The sequence below is a fragment of the Lelliottia sp. JS-SCA-14 genome (genome assembly GCF_035593345.1).
Lineage (GTDB): Bacteria > Pseudomonadota > Gammaproteobacteria > Enterobacterales > Enterobacteriaceae > Enterobacter > Enterobacter wanjuensis.
The window spans coordinates 317,765-338,632 of the sequence record NZ_CP141606.1 but is presented as its reverse complement, the minus strand read 5'-3'; the positions used below and the strand labels follow the sequence as shown (position 1 = coordinate 338,632).

Annotated in this window: 19 protein-coding genes; 5 read left to right on the top strand and 14 right to left on the bottom strand. The window is 56.2% G+C overall.

The window, feature by feature from the left end; translation table 11 throughout:
- Positions 1 to 109: 109 nt before the first annotated feature.
- On the bottom strand, positions 110 to 1,522 hold the full coding sequence (gene dnaB, locus U9O48_RS01550) for a replicative DNA helicase (RefSeq protein ID WP_154126839.1): 1,413 nt from the start codon (positions 1,520 to 1,522) through the stop codon (positions 110 to 112).
- A 74-nt stretch (positions 1,523 to 1,596) separates the two neighbouring features.
- Between dnaB and U9O48_RS01545 the strand changes: the two genes are divergently transcribed.
- Positions 1,597 to 2,580, top strand: a complete 984-nt coding sequence (locus U9O48_RS01545) for a quinone oxidoreductase (RefSeq protein WP_324723371.1) — start codon at positions 1,597 to 1,599, stop codon at positions 2,578 to 2,580.
- A 177-nt stretch (positions 2,581 to 2,757) separates the two neighbouring features.
- Here U9O48_RS01545 and pspG read toward each other — a convergent pair whose 3' ends face one another.
- The 4 genes from pspG to U9O48_RS01525 form a co-directional block, all read right to left on the bottom strand.
- Positions 2,758 to 3,000 (bottom strand): envelope stress response protein PspG, encoded by a 243-nt coding sequence (gene pspG / locus U9O48_RS01540; RefSeq protein WP_282494829.1) that lies wholly within the window; start codon positions 2,998 to 3,000, stop codon positions 2,758 to 2,760.
- A gap of 138 nt (positions 3,001 to 3,138) precedes the next feature.
- Positions 3,139 to 4,134 carry a tRNA dihydrouridine(20/20a) synthase DusA gene (gene dusA / locus U9O48_RS01535; RefSeq protein ID WP_282494830.1) on the bottom strand — a complete coding sequence of 332 codons (996 nt, stop codon included), beginning with the start codon at positions 4,132 to 4,134 and terminating at the stop codon, positions 3,139 to 3,141.
- Between the two features lie 81 nt (positions 4,135 to 4,215).
- Positions 4,216 to 5,526 (bottom strand): conjugal transfer protein TraF, encoded by a 1,311-nt coding sequence (gene traF / locus U9O48_RS01530; protein ID WP_282494831.1) that lies wholly within the window; start codon positions 5,524 to 5,526, stop codon positions 4,216 to 4,218.
- A 166-nt stretch (positions 5,527 to 5,692) separates the two neighbouring features.
- Complete coding sequence (locus U9O48_RS01525) at positions 5,693 to 6,181, bottom strand: cupin domain-containing protein (protein WP_282494832.1); 489 nt, start codon at positions 6,179 to 6,181, stop codon at positions 5,693 to 5,695.
- A gap of 115 nt (positions 6,182 to 6,296) precedes the next feature.
- Here U9O48_RS01525 and zur point away from each other — a divergent pair, with 115 nt between their 5' ends.
- A complete protein-coding gene (gene zur, locus U9O48_RS01520; RefSeq protein WP_282494833.1) occupies positions 6,297 to 6,812 on the top strand; it encodes a zinc uptake transcriptional repressor Zur in 516 nt (171 codons plus the stop codon).
- 68 nt (positions 6,813 to 6,880) lie between these two features.
- Here zur and U9O48_RS01515 read toward each other — a convergent pair whose 3' ends face one another.
- From U9O48_RS01515 to U9O48_RS01500, 4 genes are all read right to left on the bottom strand, one after another.
- Positions 6,881 to 7,090 (bottom strand): CsbD family protein, encoded by a 210-nt coding sequence (locus tag U9O48_RS01515; protein ID WP_095280331.1) that lies wholly within the window; start codon positions 7,088 to 7,090, stop codon positions 6,881 to 6,883.
- Between the two features lie 145 nt (positions 7,091 to 7,235).
- The gene (gene dinF, locus U9O48_RS01510; RefSeq protein WP_324723369.1) at positions 7,236 to 8,555 is read right to left on the bottom strand and encodes an MATE family efflux transporter DinF; all 1,320 of its coding nucleotides are present in this window, start codon (positions 8,553 to 8,555) and stop codon (positions 7,236 to 7,238) included.
- Between the two features lie 66 nt (positions 8,556 to 8,621).
- Positions 8,622 to 9,230, bottom strand: a complete 609-nt coding sequence (lexA, locus tag U9O48_RS01505; RefSeq protein WP_324723368.1) for a transcriptional repressor LexA — start codon at positions 9,228 to 9,230, stop codon at positions 8,622 to 8,624.
- Between the two features lie 109 nt (positions 9,231 to 9,339).
- The gene (locus U9O48_RS01500) at positions 9,340 to 9,708 is read right to left on the bottom strand and encodes a diacylglycerol kinase (protein WP_282494835.1); all 369 of its coding nucleotides are present in this window, start codon (positions 9,706 to 9,708) and stop codon (positions 9,340 to 9,342) included.
- Positions 9,709 to 9,862: 154 nt separating this feature from the next.
- Here U9O48_RS01500 and plsB point away from each other — a divergent pair, with 154 nt between their 5' ends.
- Positions 9,863 to 12,274: a glycerol-3-phosphate 1-O-acyltransferase PlsB gene (plsB, locus tag U9O48_RS01495; RefSeq protein WP_324723366.1), complete on the top strand. Its 2,412-nt coding sequence runs from the start codon at positions 9,863 to 9,865 to the stop codon at positions 12,272 to 12,274.
- 91 nt (positions 12,275 to 12,365) lie between these two features.
- On the opposite strand, the gene ubiA is transcribed toward plsB, so the two are convergent.
- The 5 genes from ubiA to malK form a co-directional block, all read right to left on the bottom strand.
- Positions 12,366 to 13,235 (bottom strand): 4-hydroxybenzoate octaprenyltransferase, encoded by an 870-nt coding sequence (gene ubiA, locus U9O48_RS01490; RefSeq protein ID WP_282494837.1) that lies wholly within the window; start codon positions 13,233 to 13,235, stop codon positions 12,366 to 12,368.
- A gap of 12 nt (positions 13,236 to 13,247) precedes the next feature.
- Positions 13,248 to 13,745: a chorismate lyase gene (gene ubiC, locus U9O48_RS01485; RefSeq protein ID WP_282494838.1), complete on the bottom strand. Its 498-nt coding sequence runs from the start codon at positions 13,743 to 13,745 to the stop codon at positions 13,248 to 13,250.
- A gap of 182 nt (positions 13,746 to 13,927) precedes the next feature.
- Positions 13,928 to 14,887 carry a maltose operon protein MalM gene (malM, locus tag U9O48_RS01480; RefSeq protein ID WP_285150607.1) on the bottom strand — a complete coding sequence of 320 codons (960 nt, stop codon included), beginning with the start codon at positions 14,885 to 14,887 and terminating at the stop codon, positions 13,928 to 13,930.
- 113 nt (positions 14,888 to 15,000) lie between these two features.
- Positions 15,001 to 16,353, bottom strand: coding sequence for a maltoporin (locus tag U9O48_RS01475; RefSeq protein WP_282494863.1), 1,353 nt, complete (start codon positions 16,351 to 16,353; stop codon positions 15,001 to 15,003).
- A 168-nt stretch (positions 16,354 to 16,521) separates the two neighbouring features.
- Complete coding sequence (gene malK, locus U9O48_RS01470) at positions 16,522 to 17,631, bottom strand: maltose/maltodextrin ABC transporter ATP-binding protein MalK (protein ID WP_100778069.1); 1,110 nt, start codon at positions 17,629 to 17,631, stop codon at positions 16,522 to 16,524.
- A gap of 368 nt (positions 17,632 to 17,999) precedes the next feature.
- On the opposite strand from malK, the gene malE reads away from it, so the two are divergent.
- Both malE and malF read left to right on the top strand, forming a co-directional pair.
- Positions 18,000 to 19,190, top strand: a complete 1,191-nt coding sequence (gene malE / locus U9O48_RS01465; protein WP_146052600.1) for a maltose/maltodextrin ABC transporter substrate-binding protein MalE — start codon at positions 18,000 to 18,002, stop codon at positions 19,188 to 19,190.
- Positions 19,191 to 19,311: 121 nt separating this feature from the next.
- A complete protein-coding gene (gene malF / locus U9O48_RS01460) occupies positions 19,312 to 20,856 on the top strand; it encodes a maltose ABC transporter permease MalF (RefSeq protein WP_285150608.1) in 1,545 nt (514 codons plus the stop codon).
- The last annotated feature ends 12 nt before the right edge of the window (positions 20,857 to 20,868 follow it).

Here is a 20,868-nt window from a genome sequence, read left to right as displayed (position 1 = left end):
GCGTCACAGCAAGGCGGCAAGCCCGTGAATCCCCGGGAGCTTAGTCAACTAAGCGACCGGGGTGAGCGGGCGCAGCCAACGCCGCTGTGGCGCGAAGGATGACGAGGAATTATTCGTCGTCGTATTGAGGTCCCGCGTAGTTATCAAAACGCGACCACTGACCGTTAAACGTCAGACGCACCGTCCCAATCGGGCCGTTACGCTGCTTACCAATAATGATTTCCGCGATGCCTTTCATGTCGCTGTTCTCGTGATAAACCTCGTCACGATAGATGAACATGATCAAGTCGGCATCCTGCTCGATGGAGCCGGATTCACGCAGGTCGGAGTTGACCGGGCGCTTATCGGCGCGTTGTTCCAGGGAGCGGTTAAGCTGCGACAGGGCCACCACGGGGACCTGTAACTCTTTCGCTAACGCTTTGAGAGAGCGGGAGATTTCGGCGATTTCCAGCGTACGGTTATCGGAGAGCGACGGCACGCGCATCAGCTGCAGGTAGTCGATCATGATAAGGCCGATGCCGCCGTGTTCGCGGGCGATACGGCGCGCGCGCGAGCGGACTTCCGTCGGCGTCAGACCGGAGGAGTCATCGATGTAGATGTTTCGTTTTTCCAGCAGAATGCCCATGGTACCGGAGATGCGCGCCCAGTCTTCGTCGTCAAGCTGGCCGGTACGAATGCGGGTCTGATCCACACGCGACAGAGACGCGAGAGAACGCATCATAATCTGGTCGGAGGGCATCTCCAGACTGAAGATCAGAACCGGTTTATCCTGCAACATCGCCGCATTTTCGACGAGGTTCATCGCAAAGGTCGTTTTACCCATCGACGGACGCGCCGCGACGATAATCAGATCCGACGGCTGCAAACCGGCGGTCTTTTTGTTGAGATCGTCATAACCAGTGTTCACACCGGTGACGCCGTCGTGCGGCTGCTGGAAAAGCTGTTCGATACGCGCGACGGTGGAATCCAGGACTTCGGCGATGTTTCGCGGCCCTTCGTCTTTGTTCGCACGGCTTTCGGCGATTTTAAACACGCGGGATTCGGCGAGATCCAGCAGGTCTTCGCTGGTGCGGCCCTGCGGGTCAAAGCCCGCTTCGGCGATCTCATTCGCCACAGCGATCATCTCACGGACAACGGCGCGTTCGCGCACGATGTCGGCGTAGGCGCTGATATTCGCCGCACTTGGCGTGTTTTTCGATAATTCTGCCAGATAGGCAAAACCACCGACAGAATCGAGCTGCCCCTGGCGCTCCAGAGACTCAGCCAGCGTAATCAGATCAATCGGGCTACCGGCTTCCTGCAGGCGCGCCATTTCGGTAAAGATATGGCGGTGTGGACGGGTATAAAAATCATCGGATACCACGCGCTCGGCGACATCGTCCCAGCGCTCGTTGTCCAGCATCAAACCGCCCAACACCGACTGTTCCGCTTCAATCGAGTGCGGCGGGACTTTGAGTCCGGCGACCTGCAAATCGCGCTCGCGAGGCTCAGTCTGTTTGTTGAAGGGTTTATTTCCTGCCATAGTGAATGGATTACCATAAATTGAGAGACGGGGAAGTATAACCGTCTGCAAATGAATCGACAAAGGAGTTCAACGTGGCAACTCGTATCGAATTTCACAAGCATGGTGGTCCTGAAGTCCTGAAGGCGGTGGAGTTTACCCCCGCAGTACCTGGGGAGAACGAAATCCAGGTCGAAAACAAAGCGATTGGTATCAACTATATCGATACCTACATCCGCGGCGGTCTCTATCCGCCACCGACCATGCCGAGCGGCCTGGGAACCGAGGCAGCAGGTGTCGTGGTGAAAATCGGCAGCGGCGTGAAGCATATTAAAGAAGGCGATCGCGTGGTGTATGCCCAGTCGCCGCTCGGCGCGTACAGCTCGATTCACAACGTGCCCGCCGATAAGGCCGCCATTCTGCCGAACGCGATCTCCTTTGAGCAGGCAGCGGCGTCATTCCTGAAAGGGCTGACCGTCTATTATCTCCTGCGTAAAACCTACGAAATCAAACCCGATGAGCAGTTCCTGTTCCACGCCGCGGCGGGCGGTGTCGGGCTGATCGCCTGCCAGTGGGCCAAAGCGCTGGGCGCCAAACTGATCGGCACCGTCGGCAGCGCGCAAAAAGCGCAGCGTGCCCTGCAGGCGGGCGCGTGGCAGGTGATTAACTATCGCGAAGAGAGCATCGCCGAGCGCGTGAAAGAGATCACCAACGGCAAAAAGCTGCGCGTGGTCTATGACTCCGTCGGAAAAGACACCTGGGAAGCATCGCTCGATTGCCTGCAGCGTCGCGGTTTGATGGTGAGCTTTGGCAACGCTTCCGGCGCAGTCACCGGCGTGAATCTGGGCATTCTCAATCAGAAAGGCTCGCTGTATGTCACGCGCCCTTCCCTGCAAGGCTACATCACCACCCGTGATGAACTGACGGAAGCCAGCAACGAGCTGTTTTCGCTAATTGCCAGCGGCGTAATTAAAGTGGATGTGGCAGAAGCGCAGAAATATCCGCTGAGCGATGCGCAGCGCGCGCATGAAGTGCTGGAGAGTCGCGGGACGCAGGGGTCGAGTTTGCTGATCCCATAAAAAGAATTAGGGCTTCCTGTAGGAAGCCCATTCTTTTTTTAGTTCGGCTGTATGTAGGGTACAGCTCGATGAATTCTTTAACGGCAGCCATAGTGACAGATTCGATAAGTAAATCCTATTCTGTTCTAAGCCTCGCTGCCGGAAAAGTTACAGGTATGTGACGAACGCCTCAATACCTTAGTAACGAAAGCGGTTATTGCGCTGATACTGCGGGACTTTTGGCGCTTTTATCGCCCGAATCACCCACACCACAGCGACCGCTAACAACAGCCACGGCAGCAGTTTAATCATCAGCGCAAACAGCCCGCCGATAAACATCACCACCGTCGCCACCACCAGTGCAGCCAGAATGCCAAGCAGCGAAATTCCGGTCGCCATCAGCATGACAAAAAATCCAATCACAAACAGCAGTTCCAGCATGGCTCTCTCCCACATGAATACCTCAGATATGCAGTGGGTATTACAAGAAACGTGCCAAAGTTAACTTATTGAATCCAAAACAAAACGCCCCGCGAACATTCGCAGGGCGTGGTGAATTTGACGAACTTTTGGTGAAAATTATCGCTTGTCAGCGACCAGACGCAGCGCCTGCTCGAGGACTTCGATATCTGCCCCGGCTTTGTGGGCATTTTCGCTCAGGTAGCGACGCCACTGACGCGCCCCCGGAATGCCCTGGAATAAACCGAGCATATGGCGCGTCACATGGCCCAGATAGGTACCGTTGCTCAGCTCGCGCTCAATGTACGGATACATGGCGCGCACCACGGCAACCGGGTCTTTATCGGTGCCGTCCACGCCGAAGATCTCACGATCCACCGAGGCCAGAATGCCCGGATTTTGATACGCCTCGCGGCCCACCATCACGCCGTCCATGTGTTCTAAATGGGCTTTGGCTTCGTCGAGAGATTTGATGCCGCCGTTGATCGACATGGTCAGATGCGGGAAATCACGCTTGAGCTGATACACGCGCGGGTAGTCCAGCGGCGGAATTTCACGGTTCTCTTTCGGGCTGAGGCCCGACAGCCAGGCTTTACGCGCGTGGATGATAAACGTCTCGCACTCACCTTTTCCGGCCACCGTATTGATGAAATCGCACAGGAATTCGTAGCTGTCCTGGTCGTCAATGCCAATACGGGTTTTGACCGTCACCGGAATCGACACCACGTCGCGCATCGCTTTGACGCAATCGGCCACCAGTTGGGCATTGCCCATCAGGCAGGCGCCAAACATGCCGTTCTGCACGCGGTCAGACGGACAGCCGACGTTGAGGTTGATCTCATCGTAGCCGCGCTCTTGCGCCAGTTTCGCACAGTGCGCCAGCGCCGCCGGGTCGCTCCCGCCGAGCTGCAAGGCAACCGGATGCTCTTCTTCGCTATAGGCCAGATAGTCGCCCTTGCCATGAATAATCGCCCCGGTGGTCACCATTTCGGTGTACAGCAGCGTGTGGCGAGAGAGCTGGCGCAGGAAATAGCGGCAGTGTCTGTCGGTCCAGTCGAGCATCGGCGCGATGGAAAAACGGTGTGCAGGGAAATTTGACTGTGATTCTGACGACATGGCGAAGTTTTAAGCATTTGGTGGAAAAGGGGCGCTACTATAGCACAAAGAAAAGCCGGAGGCGCATGGCCTCCGGTCGTCTTAGAAGGTGACGCTCAGCTGCGCGCCCGCGCCCCAGGTTTTGTCTTCCCCGTACAGGCCCATCAGATCCACATGGACCGCGTTGAACGGCGCAAAGCCAAGACCGCCGGTAAAGACGTTGCTGTCGTTGTCTTTCACGTCCGCACGATAACCGGCACGCACCGCCAGCCAGCTGAGGGGCGTGACTTCCGCACCGACGCCGACATACTGGGAGTTTTCTTCGCTTTTGAAGCCTTTGGTTTCGGTCAGATCGCCATCGGCGGTGAGCGTCACCAGATCGTTGTGCCAGGCCACGCCAGCGGTCACCAGCGGACGGATCTGGTAGGTATCTTTGTAGTTCACTTCCTCACCCGTGCGGCCATTACGAATGCGCACATCTTTGGTGTCGATATCACGCGACATCAGGTTTTGCCCGCTCAGGCCCACCGTCCAGTGCTCGCCAAAATCAGCGGTCACACCGGCATCGACGTTGAAACCGGTATCGTCCGTGCGATAGCGGCTGTTGTTCCAGTCATCGCTGTCGTAGGTGTAGATGGAGGTGGTGTAGTTATAGAGCCAGGTTTTTTGCAGCTTTGGCGTGATACCGACAGAGACCGGTACATCGGCGATATCAAACTGACGCGCCACCGCCACGCCGTAATCCGAGACAATTGCTGCCCGGCCAGACGCGGTGGAGTTGAGGTTTTTGGTGATTTGGTCCGAACCATTCAGGGCAGCATCCAGCGCGACGCTTCCGGCCACCAGTTTGCTGTTCTGGATACTGCGCAGATAATCAATATCCTGCTGGTCGATGGAAGAGCTGACGCGCGCGTGGGCGTAGCCTTTTGCCACAAAGGCAACCGCCAGAACATGGTTGGGAATGCTGACCGCAATTCCGGCACCGGCGTTAGCGCGGGCGGTTTTGCCTTTCAGATCGTCCAGTTCGTCAGCAAGATCTTTCGCCGCGCTCTGGAACTGGTTCACGGATCCTAAGGGATTGGCGATGATCTCAGCCGGTGTCAGGCTGTTGATCACATTGTCGTAGTGATCGACTTTATCGCTGATATCGTCGATCTGATCCTGCAGATTGTCTTTGTCGGTGATCTGCGCGCCGACCGAAGGCAGAATCACGGTAATGTCGTCATCCGGTTTTGCCTTTGCCAGCAGCGCCGGGTTTATGAAGGCTCCACTACCGTAATTGCCCGAAGCAACGCCCGTACCACCCATCGCGTCACTACGCGCTTCTGCCCAGGTATTAGCGGCGGACGCCTCGTTTGCCACAAACAGGGAGACAGCGATGCTAACCACCGAAAATTTTAAATGTTTTTTCACAGTATGCTCGTTTTATAGTCTGTTATTTAACAACCCTGTTATCTCTTAAACAGGGACGAACTATTGCTGTGAATAACATCAAAAAGACACGCTATTTCCTTAAGTTAAATCTTCCGGTTGGCCTGTTGTAATTTGTGACGGCCCTCAATATTTATAGAAGAGGAAATTATTTTCGCCCAGGTTTTCCGTCGTGCGGGCCAAAAAACTGCGGGGGATGGTCCACCCAGCGGTCCTCTCGGGTGGCGGCATACACCGGATTGAGCGGGTAATAGATGCGGTTGTGTTTTTTGTTCGCCTCACCCACGACCAGCAGCCGAACCTCTTCCTCGGTGTTGTTGATAAAGGTGTGGCAGACCCCGGTTCCGGCCGGAAAACCGACGCTGTCGCCCGGCTCAAGTTTCCATAAATAACCGTTAATCCATGCCTGCGGATGCCCTTCAATCACGAAGATAAACTCCTCTTCGTCGCTTTCGGCGTGGGGATAGGAAGTGCGACGGCCCGGCGGCAGGCGTTCATGGTGAATACCGATCCGCCCCAGCCCCAGTTTTCGGGCCAGCGGCGCGCCGATAGCGAAGAGTTCGTCACTGTCCGGGTAAGTCGAATCGTCGGCACCTTCGACGTCGCGCCAGTGTCGGATGCAGTCAGGTCTTTTCATTCTGTTTATTCCCTTGTTTCGATGCGTCAGGTATAGCACACCGTGGCGGATCTCGGCGTTTTCAGCAGAACATGGTAAAGTGAGGGTTTCCAGACTCCATACTCCGAGGTGCGACATGGACAAGACCACGATGCAAGATCTGCTGGCGCAAGCTGAAAAGCTCTGCGCTGAACGCAATGTGCGCCTGACCCCGCAGCGCCTTGAAGTGTTACGTCTGATGAGCCTGCAGCGCGGTGCCATCAGCGCCTACGATCTGCTCGACCTGCTGCGCGAAAGCGAGCCCCAGGCGAAACCGCCAACGGTCTATCGTGCGCTGGATTTCCTGCTGGAACAAGGGTTTGTGCATAAGGTTGAGTCGACAAACAGTTATGTGCTGTGCCATCTGTTCGATCAGCCAACGCACACTTCAGCCATGTTTATCTGCGATCGCTGCGGTGCGGTCAAAGAAGAAGGGGCGGAAGGCGTGGAAGACATCATGCATTCGCTGGCGGCGAAAATGGGCTTTGCCCTGCGCCATAACGTGATTGAAGCGCACGGGTTGTGCTCGGCGTGTGTCGAAGTGGAAGCCTGTCGCCATCAGGGCGAGTGCCAGCACGATCACTCCATTTTAGTGAAGAAAAAACCGCGCTAAAAACAAAGCGGGCGGCTGTTAAGCCGCCCTCAGGGATTGTACTTCCGTGTACAACGGGTAGAACTCTGTTACCAGCGGTAGTCGTTGCGTTTTTCCCAGTCAACGACCTCTTTTTCCGCCTGATCTTTCGCGTAGCCGTAACGTTCCTGAATCTTACCGACCAGCTGTTCGCGTTTACCTTCAATGACGGTCACGTCATCATCGGTCAGTTTACCCCACTGTTCTTTCGCTTTACCTTTGAACTGTTTCCAGTTACCGCCGATTTCGTCTTTATTCATAATCATATCCTCATCGTTCGGTTATCACGTAAAATTCGTGTCGTCCGTTACGTTCATTTCTGCTGGACGTGATATTAATTGTAGATAAGGATTTGGCAGACGTTGAGAGATTCAGAATCTTTAACCATTTCGTCAAACGAAGCCACTACGCAAACCAGGTATTGTTGCGCCAGTGGCGCCGCCAGATCACCGCCAGAGAGAGGCCGCGCAGAGCGAGGAACACCGCCAGGGCCAGCCACAAACCGTGATTGCCAAGCCAGGGCAGCGTGAAAAGCGTCAGGGCAAAACCGGCCGCCGCGACCGCCATGCTGTTGCGCATCTCGGCCCCGCGCGTCGCACCGATAAACATGCCGTCGAGCAGATAGCACCACACCCCCACCACCGGTAAAACGACCTGCCAGAGAATGTAGTGATTTGCCAGCTCGCGCAGCTCAGGCAGCGAGGTTAAGAGCGCCACAATATTCGTTCCGAACAAAGCGTAGACGAGCGCAAAGCTTAGCGCCACCAGGCCCGACTGCCGACAGGCCGCCCGCCACACCTCCTGCAACTGCCCCGTTTCGCGCGCACCGTACGCCTGCCCTGAATGGGCTTCAACCGCATAGGCAAACCCGTCCAGCGCGTAGGCGGTGAAGGTCAGCAGGGTCATGAGGACCGCGTTCACCGCCACGATCTCCGGCCCGAGCCGCGCGCCGAATACCGTCAGCGCGCCAAAGCAGAGTTGCAGCAGCAGCGAGCGGAGCATGATGTCGCGGTTAAGCGCCAGCAGTTTGCGGATATTGCCGTGCCACGCGGTTTTCAGCATCGCGAGTGTGATGCCACGCATCGCCAGCACGCGTTTCACCATCCACAGGCCGATGAAGAAGGTGCCGTATTCCGCGACAACCGTCGCCAGCGCGGCCCCCTGCACGTTCATGTGCAGGCCCATCACCAGCCACAGATCGAGCACGATATTGAGCAGGTTTCCCACCACCAGCAGGATCACCGGCGCGCGGGCGTACTGTACGCCGAGCAGCCAGCCGAGCAAAACGAGGTTAGCCAGCGACGCCGGGGCGCTGAGCCAGCGGATTTCAAGGAACCGTCGCGCCTGTTCGAGCACGGCTTCACTACCGCCGACGACGTGTAGAGCCAGATCGATTAGCGGCGTACGCAGCAAAACAATCAGCAGCCCTGCGCCGAGCGCGAGGATCAGTGGCTGGACCAGCGCACGAGCCAGACGAACCGGATCTTTAGCGCCAAACGCCTGGGCCGTCAGCCCGGTGGTGCTCATACGTAAAAAGAGCAGCAGCATAAAGAGGAAGCTGGTCGCCGTTGCGCCGATGGCCACGCCGCCGAGATAAACAGGGGAATCCAGATGGCCAATCACCGCCGTATCGACCAGCCCGAGCAGGGGAACGGTGATATTGGAGAAAATCATCGGCAGCGCGAGACGCCACAATGCCTTGTCTGAGGGAGTCAGCAGAGACATGAGAAAGTACCGGGAAAGATAAGAGACAGTCAGGCTGCGGAAAGACCGCAGCCTGTCAGAGAGACATTACAGCCATTCGCCGTTGCGGATCACGCCCACAGCCAGACCTTCGATGGAGAAAGACTGTTCGCGGAGATCGACCACAATCGGGGAGAACTCGCTGTTTTCTGGCAGCAGCTGTACCGTGTTGCCCTGTTTTTTCAGGCGTTTCACGGTCACTTCGTCGTCGATGCGCGCAACCACAACCTGGCCGTTACGCACATCCTGGGTTTTGTGAACTGCCAGCAGATCGCCGTCCAGAATGCCGATGTCTTTCATGGACATCCCGCTGACGCGCAGCAGGAAATCGGCACTGGGTTTGAACATCGCCGGATCGACCTGATAATGCCCTTCAATGTGTTGCTGTGCCAGCAGAGGCTCACCTGCTGCGACACGGCCCACCAGTGGCAGACCCTCTTCTTCTTCCACCAGCAGGCGAATGCCGCGTGACGCACCCGAAACAATCTCAAGGACGCCTTTACGCGCCAGCGCTTTGAGGTGCTCTTCAGCGGCATTTGGAGAACGGAAGCCCAGACGCTGCGCGATTTCCGCACGCGTTGGTGGCATTCCCGTCTGGCTGATGTGATCCCGAATAAGATCGAACACCTCTTGCTGTCTGGCCGTTAACGCTTTCATTCCGCCCCCTGGGTGTATATACAGTTATGCTGTGAGTATATACAGTCAAAGGTGATTTTGGAATCAAAAACTGCACAAAAAACCAGAGACTTATTCGATTCCTGAAGGCTTATCGAAAATGTGACCAAAGAAGCGTGATCCAGGTGATGGCAGCGATGATAATCGCCAGCAGCACAGCGGCAGAGCCCATATCTTTTGCGCGGCCCGAGAGTTCGTGGAAATCAGACCCGATGCGATCCACCACCGCTTCGATAGCACTGTTCAGAATTTCCACTATCATCACCAGAAGGACTGAACCAATGAGAAGCACGCGGGTAATAGGATCAACATCGAGGAAACAGGCGATGATTACCGCGACGACGGCGGCAACCCCCTCCTGGCGAAAAGCAGCTTCATTGATCCATGCGGCGCGGAAACCTTTCCATGAATATCCGGCAGCTTTGATGATTCGGGTTAACCCAGTGGTATTATTGGCCATTAAAAGAACCTTTTCTTAGATTTAGCGTCAGTAACTATAGCTGTAGCGCATTGCCATGCAGCCTGAAGTATGACCGGTAACAACAGAAATTTTGCGCGCTTTCTGTTATCCTTGCGCCGCATTTGCATTATTAACCAGAGGCTTTACATCGTTTATGTCCGGCTGGCCACGAATTTACTACAAATTACTTAATTTACCATTAAGCGTCCTGGTAAAAAGTAAGTCTATCCCGGCGGAACCCGCGCTGGAATTAGGGCTCGATACCTCGCGCCCAATTATGTACGTTTTGCCTTATAACTCGAAGGCAGACTTACTGACGCTGCGCGCCCAGTGTCTGGCGCACGACTTACCCGATCCGCTCGAACCCCTTGAGGTCGACGGAACGCTGCTGCCGCGCTACGTGTTTATTCACGGCGGGCCGCGCGTGTTCACCTATTACACGCCGAAAGAAGAGTCGATTAAGCTGTTCCATGACTACCTCGATCTGCACCGCAGCAACCCCAGCCTGGATGTCCAGATGGTGCCGGTGTCGGTGATGTTTGGTCGTCGTCCTGGACGTCAGAAAGGCGAAGAGAATCCGCCGCTGCGCATGCTGAACGGCATTCAGAAATTCTTTGCCGTCTCATGGCTGGGGCGCGACAGCTTTGTGCGTTTCTCCCCTTCCGTTTCGCTGCGCCGCATGGCGGATGAGCACGGCACGGATAAGATCATTGCGCAGAAACTGGCACGCGTGGCGCGTATGCACTTCGCCCGTCAGCGTCTGGCGGCCGTTGGCCCGCGCCTGCCAGCGCGTCAGGATCTGTTCAACAAACTGCTGGCCTCGAAAGCCATTGCTCGCGCCGTCGAAGACGAAGCGCGCAGCAAGAAAATCTCTCACGAGAAAGCCCAGCAGAACGCGATTGCCCTGATGGAAGAGATTGCGGCCAACTTCTCCTACGAGATGATCCGCCTTTCCGACCGTATCCTGAGCTTCACCTGGAACCGTCTCTATCAGGGGATTAACGTCCACAACGCCGAGCGCGTGCGCCAGCTGGCCCACGACGGCCACGAAATTGTCTATGTGCCTTGCCACCGCAGCCACATGGACTATCTGCTGCTGTCCTACGTCCTTTATCATCAGGGACTGGTGCCACCGCACATCGCCGCCGGTATCAACCTGAACTTCTGGCCAGCCGGCCCGATTTTCCGCCGTCTGGGTGCGTTCTTTATTCGTCGTACCTTCAAGGGCAACAAGCTCTACTCTACGGTGTTCCGCGAATATCTGGGCGAGCTGTTCAGCCGCGGCTATTCCGTTGAGTATTTCGTCGAAGGTGGCCGCTCTCGTACGGGCCGTCTGCTTGACCCGAAAACCGGCACCCTGTCGATGACCATTCAGGCGATGCTGCGCGGCGGTACGCGCCCTATTACGCTGGTGCCGATCTACATCGGTTACGAGCACGTGATGGAAGTGGGCACTTACGCCAAAGAGCTGCGCGGCGCGACCAAAGAGAAAGAGAGCCTGCCTCAGATGCTGAAAGGCCTGAGCAAGCTGCGCAATCTCGGTCAGGGCTACGTCAACTTTGGCGAACCGCTGCCGCTGATGACCTACCTGAATCAGCACGTTCCCGAGTGGCGCGAGTCTATCGATCCAATCGAAGCGATTCGCCCAGCCTGGCTGACGCCGACGGTGAATAACATCGCCGCCGATCTGATGGTGCGTATTAACAACGCCGGTGCGGCTAACGCGATGAACCTGTGCGTCACGGCGCTGCTGGCGTCTCGTCAACGTTCTCTGACGCGCGAACAGCTGACCGAACAGCTCGATTGCTACCTGGACATTATGCGTAATGTCCCGTATTCCGCCGACTCTACCGTTCCATCTGCGACCGCCGGTCAGCTGATCGACCACGCGCTGCAGATGAATAAGTTCGAAGTCGAGAAAGATACGATCGGTGACATCATCATTCTGCCGCGTGAGCAGGCGGTGCTGATGACCTACTATCGCAACAACATCGCTCATATGCTGATGCTGCCGTCCCTGATGGCGGCGATCATCACTCAGCACCGCCGCATTTCCCGTCAGGAACTGCTGCGTCACGTTGAGACGCTCTATCCGATGCTGAAAGCTGAGCTGTTCCTGAGTTGGAGCAACGAAGAGCTGGCCGTCGAGCTGGATAAACTGACCGCCGAGCTGTTGCGTCAGGGCCTGATCGCGGTGAAAGACGATGAGCTGCATATCAATCCGTCACGCTCCCGTACCCTGCAGCTGCTGGCAGCCGGTGCGCGTGAGACGCTGCAGCGCTACGCCATCACCTTCTGGCTGCTGAGCGCGAACCCGTCCATCAACCGTGGAACCCTGGAAAAAGAGAGCCGCACCCTGGCTCAGCGTCTGTCCGTGCTGCACGGCATTAACGCGCCTGAGTTCTTCGATAAAGCGGTGTTTAGCTCTCTGGTGCTGACGTTGCGTGATGAAGGCTATATCAGCGATGCGGAACCTGAAGAGACGATGCGGGTTTACCAGATGCTGGCGGAGTTGATTACGTCTGACGTTCGTTTGACGATTGAGAGTGCGACGCAGGACGAGTGATAAAAAAGCCGGGTGGCGGCTTCGCCTTACCCGGCCTACGATTTAGCACAACATGTAGGCCCGGTAAGCGTAGCGCCACCGGGCTTTTTTTTCAGGCAAAGTAACTCATCGCCAGCCCCAAAAACAGCACCAGCCCGACGTAGTTATTATTCAAAAACGCTTTGAAACAGGCTTCGCGCTCGCGGTTCGCAATCAGCTTCTGCTGATACACAAACAGCATTCCCGCCACCAGCACCGACCAGTAAAACTCCCAGTTCAGGGCGTTCAGATAGCCAATCAGCACCATCAGCCCTAACACGGCGACCTGCAAAATTCCGATGATCAGCTTATCGTGACGACCAAACAGAATCGCCGTCGACTTGATGCCAATTTTCAGATCGTCATCGCGGTCGACCATCGCGTACTGGGTGTCATACGCCACCGCCCACAGGATGTTGGCGAGGAACATCAGCCAGCAGCTTAAGGGTACAGATTCACTGACGGCGGCGAACGCCATCGGAATCGACCAGCCGAAGGCCGCGCCCAGCACCACCTGCGGCAGATGGGTATAGCGCTTCATAAACGGATAAACCCACGCCAGCGCCAGCGCCGCCACCGAGAGCAGAATCGTCATCGTGTTAAGCGTTAAGACCAGCAGGAAAGCGAGTAATACCAGCACCACAAACAGCGTGCGGGCCTCTTTCTCCGAGACCTGGCCGCTCGGCATCGGGCGGTTGGCGGTGCGTTTCACGTGACCGTCAAATTTGCGGTCGGCATAATCGTTCACCACACAGCCCGCGGCACGCATCAGCCAGACGCCGGCCACAAACACCGCCAGGATCCACAGCGGCGGCAAACCAGGGGTGGCGACCCACAGCGCCCATAGCGTTGGCCACAGCAGCAAAAAAGTGCCGATGGGTTTATCGGTGCGCATCAAGCGGTGAAAAGCCAGCAGCTTGTCCTGCGTCAGACTCCACTCCATTTTCAAATCCTCTTAGTACAACGGCGATGCAGGCAAAAAGAGTTCTGTCAGCATGAGCGGCTTGCCGCTTAAGCGCAGGCGGGAACGGCGTCCCCACAGGTCTGCATCGCGACCAATCTCAATAAAATCACGGGTGAGCTCAGACGACGTGAAAAGATAACGTCCCAGCGGGGTTTTACCCAACTGTTGCAGCGCCAGTTCCGGGCCGCACAGGGTCGATTCCGGGACCACCGTCCGCCCGGCAAGCCAGGGTTCACCGTCGGCGCAGAGTAAAATCTCGCGCAGCCAGTAGCGCTCCTCTTTCGGCAGCAGCGGCAGTTCACTGGCGACGTCTTCAGGCGCGACAAAGCCTTCCTGAATCAGCGTGACCGTGACTTTTTTCCCCTGCTGCTCAAAGCGTTTCGTCATGGAATCTTCCAGCAGCAGCCAGTCCAGCTGTTCCGGGTCAAGCGCGGGGATGTGTTCAAAATAGCGCAGCGCACGCAGTTGCGTTAGCGCAGGGTGTGACATGCCAGACTCTCCGATACATAACGTCTGGCTATTGTATCGCAGAAAAGCAGATTGGGGGCGGCCAAACGCGGTTTAGCGATCATTATCGCAACAGCGGTGCAACAGCTTTTTGCCGCACAAAAAAAAGTGCGCCCACTCAGGCGCACTAAACTACTGACAAAATCAGCACTGTGGGGAGACGGTCACCCCTTGCCTTTTACACTGCTGATAAAGGTGGAACGGGCAGTGGTCGAACCTAAACGCTCAGCTTCATCAAGCAGCTTCAGCGCTTTGTCTACATCGCCGCGATCAACTGCCTCTTTGATGGCGCGATTGAAGTAACTTTCGGTGTCATTAAGCATCGGCTCGGCTTTCTTCGCCGGAGCAGGCGCCGGTGCCGGGGCAGCAGCAGGCGCAGCGGCGACCGGTGCGGCATAGGCCGGAGCCGGAGCGGCGGTGTTACCTACGGTCACAGGGCCAGGGCCGGATGAGCCAAACAGTGGGCCGACCAGCACGCTGGAGGCAGAGGAAGTGCTCACTTTCAGTTTCAGGGTGCCGTCCGTGGTGTGACGCGCTTTCGGGTCCGGAATATCCGGCACCGCATTGCCCGTGCCTTTGGCGTAGGCTTTGGCCGGGTCCACCAGCGTCGTGGTCTGGGTGAGATCCTGCGGCGTAGTGAAGACCAGCACATAAATTTTCTGCTGACCCAGCGCAGGCGTCAGGCGCATCACCCCTTCCAGGCGATCGGCGCTCATTACACCCGGTTCCTGATAGGTGAAGTAGCTGCTCGGGAAGAACGCCGATGGCGTCATGTTCTGATCCAGAATCAGCACGTTCGGCGCGAAGACGTTCGTTTGTTTGTCGACGATACTGGTCAGCGTCAGGTTTAGCTCTCCAATGTTCGCCGGGATACTCCAGGCCGCGACCGGACCGGAAATGCCGGGAACATTCAGCTGTTGGCCGCTGGCAGAAAGATCGGTGCTTTGGGTTTTAGACTGGTCGACAGGGGTCCAGACCAGCTGTTGCAGCGCAGAAGCCGGGATGGCCGGGGCCGCCGTGGTGTTCTGCGGGACGAAATTGACATCGGCAAAACTGACTGCCGGTACGCTTGCCAGCAGGCCAGCGGTCAGGCAGAGGGCAACGAGACTTTTGTTCATTTTCATTTTATCACCTCAGATATCAAGCGCAGCGGTGGCCAGGCAATAGCGCGCGACGCTTAAATCAGAGGGGCTTGCGCCCCTCCTTTGTTTAGCCATTACGTGAGATTAAGGACGGATTACCACCAGATTTCCATCTGAGCACCGAAGCTCCACTCGTCGGTGTCGCCGCGGCCCAGGCCAGCAGTCTGCATACCGAAGTTAGAGTTGTACTTAGAGTTAGTGGAAATTGGGCTACCGGAAGTGTCATAACCCCACTTCTCATCCCACTTCGCGTAGGTTGCGAAGACGCGGATTGCCGGACGGGACCAGATGCTGTCGCCCGCCTGCCACTGTTGCGCCAGGGTGATTTTGTACTGGTTGTTTTTGTCGCCGGTGTTCTGGGATTTGACGTTGTCGTAGCCCACTTCCAGCAAGGTACTCATGATTGGCGTCCATTTGTACATTGGGCGCACACCCACGGTGTACCATTTGGTGCCGTTGCCGTTATCCCAGTCGATGTCCTGGTACATACCGACGTACATCAGGTCCCAGCTGTCGCCCAGGGAGATTGCGCCGTGGTCGAGGATACGCAGCAGGTGGCCGTTGTTGTTGATGCCGTAGGCATACAGTTTGCCATCGGTGTCGTCATTACCCAGACCAATGCCCGCGCCCTGAGACAGGCCTTTACCCTGAGAGGTCATGGAGTCGGTGGCGTACTGAACCACAAATTTGTTAAAGCCTTTCAGCATGCTCTGGGTATGTTCTGCAGTGAACATCCAACCATCTTTAGAGGCATTTGGCTGCAGGTAGTAATCGTCGTTTACGTTGGTGTGACCGTAGTCAACGCCCAGTTCCAGCGTGCCGCCTGGGTTGATTTCCATCTGCGCTAAACGCACGTCGAAGACGTCGTTCGCGGTCTCAGTGGTGAAATCACGCACGTTGTTGCTGGCGAAGGTAGAAGAACCGCCCGCTTCAGTCGAACGGGTCACGGCCATGGAGAGTTTACCAAAGCCGAGATCCACGTTTTCCAGACCTGCGCCCGGACCGGAGATATCCCAGTAGTAGAAGTCGATCATGTGAACGTCATGACGCTGATAGAAGCGCTTACCGGCCCACATGGTGGAACCTGGCAGCCATTCAATCAGGTTTTTACCCTGCACGTTGGCTTCACGGAAGGCTGGGTCAGTGGCTTCCCAGTCGTTCTGCTGTGCAACGGAGTACGCGACGTTGGTGTCGAAGTAGAAGCTCTTATCGCCTTCTTTCCACACTTCCTGGCCCAGTTTCAGCTCAGCGTAAGTTTCACATTCGTTACCAAGACGGTATTTACTTTGTGCACCCGTTGCCTGGAAGCACTGTTGCGCGCCGCCGCTACCGGTCCAGCCGATACCCGAACGGGCGTAACCTTTAAAATCGACGGCACCCGCGTGAGCAGACAAAATGCCTGCTGTCACGGCGATTGCCAGGGGAAGTTTGCGCAGAGTAATCATTATTCTATCTCCTGAGATCATTGCTTTTCTTATTACACTTCCCCATTTGCACTGCCTCTTCGTTGGCTGCATTCGCTCACCCCGGTCACGTACTCATGTACGCTCCCGGGGATTCACTCATTTGCCGCCTCGATGCAGCACAAATGGTTTTGTGTAGTTTTGTTGGAATGCTTAAACGCCTGGCTCTTTATGCAGCCGACGACATGCAGTGCCATCCTCTCGGAACAGATGGCAACGCTCTGGCGGCAAACCGATAGCGAATGTGGCACCCTCTTCTACCAACACCACGTCGTTCTGGCGGTAAACCAGGTTCTGACGGATGGCGGGGATCTGGATATGAATCTGTGTTTCGTGACCAAGTTGTTCGACGACCTGCACTTCACCTTCCAGCGTCACATCGGCGATCTGACTTGGCAGTAAATGTTCAGGACGAATACCCAGGGACATGTTTGCCCCGACCTGTACGTTAGCGCTGTCCACTGGCAGCCAAATCTGCTGACGGTTCGGCAGTTCCACCTGTACCTGTTCGATAGCCGTAGCGGTCACTTTCACCGGCAGGAAGTTCATCTTCGGCGAGCCAATAAAGCCCGCAACGAAGCGGTCAGCCGGGTAGTGATAGAGCTCCAGCGGTTTCCCCACCTGCGCGACGCGGCCGGCGTCCAGCACCACGATTTTGTCGGCCAGCGTCATCGCTTCGACCTGATCGTGGGTGACGTAGACCATCGTGCGGCCAAGGCGTTTGTGCAGACGGGAGATTTCAATACGCATCTGAACGCGCAGGGCGGCGTCCAGGTTAGAGAGGGGTTCATCGAGCAGGAACACGCGCGGTTCCGCCACCAGCGTACGGCCAATCGCCACGCGCTGACGCTGTCCACCGGAGAGTGCTTTCGGTTTACGCTCCAGCAGGTGTGCCAGCTGCAGCACTTCCGCCACCTGAGTGACGCGCTGATTAATCACATCTTTTTTCGCCCCGGCCAGTTTCAGGCCAAAGGACATGTTTTCGGCAACAGAGAGATGGGGATAGAGCGCATAAGACTGGAACACCATGCCAACGCCGCGTTCGGCGGGCGGGATATCGTTCATGCGGGTTTCACCAATAAACAGATCGCCACTGGTGATGGTTTCAAGTCCAGCAATCATACGCAGCAGTGTTGACTTACCGCAGCCTGATGGGCCCACAAACACCACGAATTCACCTTCGTGGATGTCGAGATTGATGTCTTTAGACACCACTACGTCGCCCCAGGCTTTCGTTACATTCCGCAGCTGTACGCTCGCCATGCCCTTCTCCCTCGTTACAACCTGTCACCGACAGAAACATTCAACATAAGTTCACTATGGGGTATCGATAACTTCTGCAAATCCTCCACCCCCTGCCTTTTTCATGGGGGAGGAGGCGGGAGGATGAGATAACCGGTTCTGCCACCGCGCCGGGCGGGCTCTGGGGAATTTCGTGATGCAGGCTGCAATATTCAGTGGGCTTTTATGTGCGCCATGACTCATAACTTAAATTTATGCAACGCAGATCACACAACGCGGGGGTGGGGCGTAGACCTAAGGAGGATGGAAAGAGGATGTCATATAAGGAAACTGAGTGACGTTGAACCACCTCAATATCCACGAGCACATCACCAAAAAGGATGGCAGATATGAAGATCAAGACTGGCGCACGCGTTTTCGCATTGTCCGCCCTGGCAGCAATGATGATTTCCGCACCGGCTCTCGCCAAAATTGAAGAAGGTAAGCTGGTTATCTGGATTAACGGCGACAAAGGCTATAACGGCCTGGCCGAAGTGGGTAAGAAATTCGAAAAAGACACCGGCATCAAAGTCACCGTTGAACACCCGGACAAACTGGAAGAGAAATTCCCTCAGGTTGCGGCAACGGGCGATGGCCCGGACATCATCTTCTGGGCGCATGACCGTTTCGGCGGCTACGCGCAGTCTGGCCTGCTGGCAGAAGTCTCCCCGGATAAAGCGTTCCAGGACAAACTGTTCCCGTTCACCTGGGACGCCGTGCGTTACAACGGTAAGCTGATCGCCTATCCGGTGGCCGTTGAAGCCCTGTCTCTGATTTACAACAAAGACCTCGTACCGAACCCGCCAAAATCCTGGGAAGAGATCCCGGCTCTGGATAAAGAGCTGAAGGCGAAAGGTAAGAGCGCGCTGATGTTCAACCTGCAAGAACCGTACTTCACCTGGCCGCTGATCGCTGCCGACGGCGGGTATGCCTTCAAGTTTGAAAACGGCAAATACGACGTCAAAGATGTGGGCGTGGACAGCGCTGGCGCGAAAGCGGGCCTGGGCTTCCTGGTGGATCTGATCAAGAACAAACACATGAACGCGGATACCGATTACTCCATCGCGGAAGCGGCGTTCAACAAAGGCGAAACCGCGATGACCATCAACGGTCCGTGGGCCTGGTCTAACATCGATAAAAGCAAAATCAACTACGGCGTGACCCTGCTGCCAACCTTCAAAGGCAAGCCGTCTAAACCGTTCGTTGGCGTGCTGAGCGCAGGTATCAACGCCGCCAGCCCGAACAAAGAGCTGGCGAAAGAGTTCCTCGAAAACTACCTCCTGACCGATCAGGGTCTGGATGAAGTGAACAAGGACAAACCGCTGGGTGCCGTCGCGCTGAAATCCTTCCAGGATACGCTGGCGAAAGACCCACGCATTGCGGCCACCATGGATAACGCCCAGAAAGGCGAAATCATGCCGAACATCCCGCAAATGGCGGCGTTCTGGTATGCCACTCGTACGGCGGTGATCAACGCAGCAAGCGGTCGTCAGACTGTCGATGCGGCACTGAAAGACGCGCAAGGTCGTATTACGAAGTAAGACGTGTTGTAACCCCCTCATCCCGGCCTTCTCCCTCAAGGGAGAAGGAGAAACCGCCCCCTCTCCCTCAGGGAGAGGGTTGGGGTGAGGGTTGTTTAATTGCTGTTGAGGAAGATTCCCCATGGATATCATTAAAAAGAAACACTGGTGGCAAAGCGACACGCTGAAATGGTCAGTGATAGGTCTGCTGGGCTTACTGGTGGGATACCTTGTTGTTTTAATGTATGTGCAGGGGGAGTACCTGTTCGCCATCATGACGCTGATTTTGAGCTCAGTTGGCCTCTATATTTTCGCTAATCGTAAAGCCTATGCCTGGCGCTATGTCTATCCGGGCGTGGCCGGGATGGGACTGTTCGTCTTGTTCCCGCTGATCTGTACTATCGCAATCGCCTTTACCAACTACAGCAGCACCAACCAGCTCGCGCAGGAACGCGCCGAACAGGTGTTGATGGACCGTTCTTATCAGGCCGGTAAAACCTTTAACTTTGGTTTATACCCGGCGGGTGACGAGTGGAAACTGGCCCTGACCGATGAAGGGACCGGTAAAAATTATCTCTCCGACGCCTTCAAATTTGGCGGCGAGCAGAAGCTGACTCTGAAAGAAGCAAGCGCCCTGCCGGAAGGCGAGCGCGCGAATCTGCGTATCATCACCCAGAACCGCCAGGCGCTGACCCAGCTGACGGCGATCCTGCCGGACGAAAGCAAAGTGATCATGAGCTCCCTGCGCCAGTTCTCCGGCACGCAGCCGCTCTACACCAAAGCCGATGACGGCACGCTGACCAACAATCAGAGCGGCGTGAAGTATCGTCCAAACAACGAGATCGGTTTCTACCAGTCCATCAACGCCGACGGCAAATGGGGCGATGACAAACTCAGCCCAGGCTACACGGTCACTATTGGCTGGGATAACTTCACCCGCGTCTTCACCGACGAAGGGATTCAGAAACCGTTCTTCGCGATCTTCGTCTGGACGGTGGTCTTCTCGGTGCTGACGGTGATTTTAACCGTCGCGGTCGGCATGGTGCTGGCGTGCGTGGTGCAGTGGGAATCCCTCAAGGGCAAAGCCATCTACCGCGTGCTGCTGATCCTGCCCTACGCCGTGCCGTCGTTTATCTCGATTCTGATTTTCAAAGGGTTGTTCAACCAGAGCTTCGGTGAAATCAACATGATGCTCGGCGCGTTGTTTGGCATCAAACCGGCCTGGTTCAGCGACCCGACCACCGCCCGCAGCATGATTATCATCGTCAACACCTGGCTCGGGTATCCGTACATGATGATCCTGTGCATGGGCCTGCTGAAAGCGATTCCGGACGATCTGTACGAAGCCTCGGCGATGGACGGCGCAGGTCCGTTCCAGAACTTCTTTAAGATTACGCTTCCGCTTCTGATCAAGCCGCTGACGCCGCTGATGATTGCCAGCTTCGCCTTTAACTTTAACAACTTCGTACTGATTCAGCTGCTGACCAACGGCAGCCCGGACCGCCTCGGCACCACCACGCCCGCCGGTTATACAGACCTGTTAGTGAGCTACACCTATCGCATCGCCTTCGAAGGCGGCGGCGGTCAGGACTTCGGGCTGGCGGCCGCAATTGCCACCCTGATCTTCCTGCTGGTCGGCGCGCTGGCGATTGTGAACCTGAAAGCCACACGAATGAAATTTGACTAAGGAGGGCACTCA

Coding starts and splice junctions, on each gene's coding strand:
- U9O48_RS01500 (WP_282494835.1), bottom strand. CDS start 9,708: ATGGCCAATAATACCACTGGGTTAACCCGAATCATCAAAGCTGCCGGA.
- malK (WP_100778069.1), bottom strand. CDS start 17,631: ATGGCGAGCGTACAGCTGCGGAATGTAACGAAAGCCTGGGGCGACGTA.
- dusA (WP_282494830.1), bottom strand. CDS start 4,134: ATGTCGTCAGAATCACAGTCAAATTTCCCTGCACACCGTTTTTCCATC.
- U9O48_RS01525 (WP_282494832.1), bottom strand. CDS start 6,181: ATGAAAAGACCTGACTGCATCCGACACTGGCGCGACGTCGAAGGTGCC.
- ubiA (WP_282494837.1), bottom strand. CDS start 13,235: ATGGAGTGGAGTCTGACGCAGGACAAGCTGCTGGCTTTTCACCGCTTG.
- plsB (WP_324723366.1), top strand. CDS start 9,863: ATGTCCGGCTGGCCACGAATTTACTACAAATTACTTAATTTACCATTA.
- zur (WP_282494833.1), top strand. CDS start 6,297: ATGGACAAGACCACGATGCAAGATCTGCTGGCGCAAGCTGAAAAGCTC.
- dnaB (WP_154126839.1), bottom strand. CDS start 1,522: ATGGCAGGAAATAAACCCTTCAACAAACAGACTGAGCCTCGCGAGCGC.
- pspG (WP_282494829.1), bottom strand. CDS start 3,000: ATGCTGGAACTGCTGTTTGTGATTGGATTTTTTGTCATGCTGATGGCG.
- dinF (WP_324723369.1), bottom strand. CDS start 8,555: ATGTCTCTGCTGACTCCCTCAGACAAGGCATTGTGGCGTCTCGCGCTG.
- malF (WP_285150608.1), top strand. CDS start 19,312: ATGGATATCATTAAAAAGAAACACTGGTGGCAAAGCGACACGCTGAAA.
- malE (WP_146052600.1), top strand. CDS start 18,000: ATGAAGATCAAGACTGGCGCACGCGTTTTCGCATTGTCCGCCCTGGCA.
- ubiC (WP_282494838.1), bottom strand. CDS start 13,745: ATGTCACACCCTGCGCTAACGCAACTGCGTGCGCTGCGCTATTTTGAA.
- lexA (WP_324723368.1), bottom strand. CDS start 9,230: ATGAAAGCGTTAACGGCCAGACAGCAAGAGGTGTTCGATCTTATTCGG.
- U9O48_RS01515 (WP_095280331.1), bottom strand. CDS start 7,090: ATGAATAAAGACGAAATCGGCGGTAACTGGAAACAGTTCAAAGGTAAA.
- malM (WP_285150607.1), bottom strand. CDS start 14,887: ATGAAAATGAACAAAAGTCTCGTTGCCCTCTGCCTGACCGCTGGCCTG.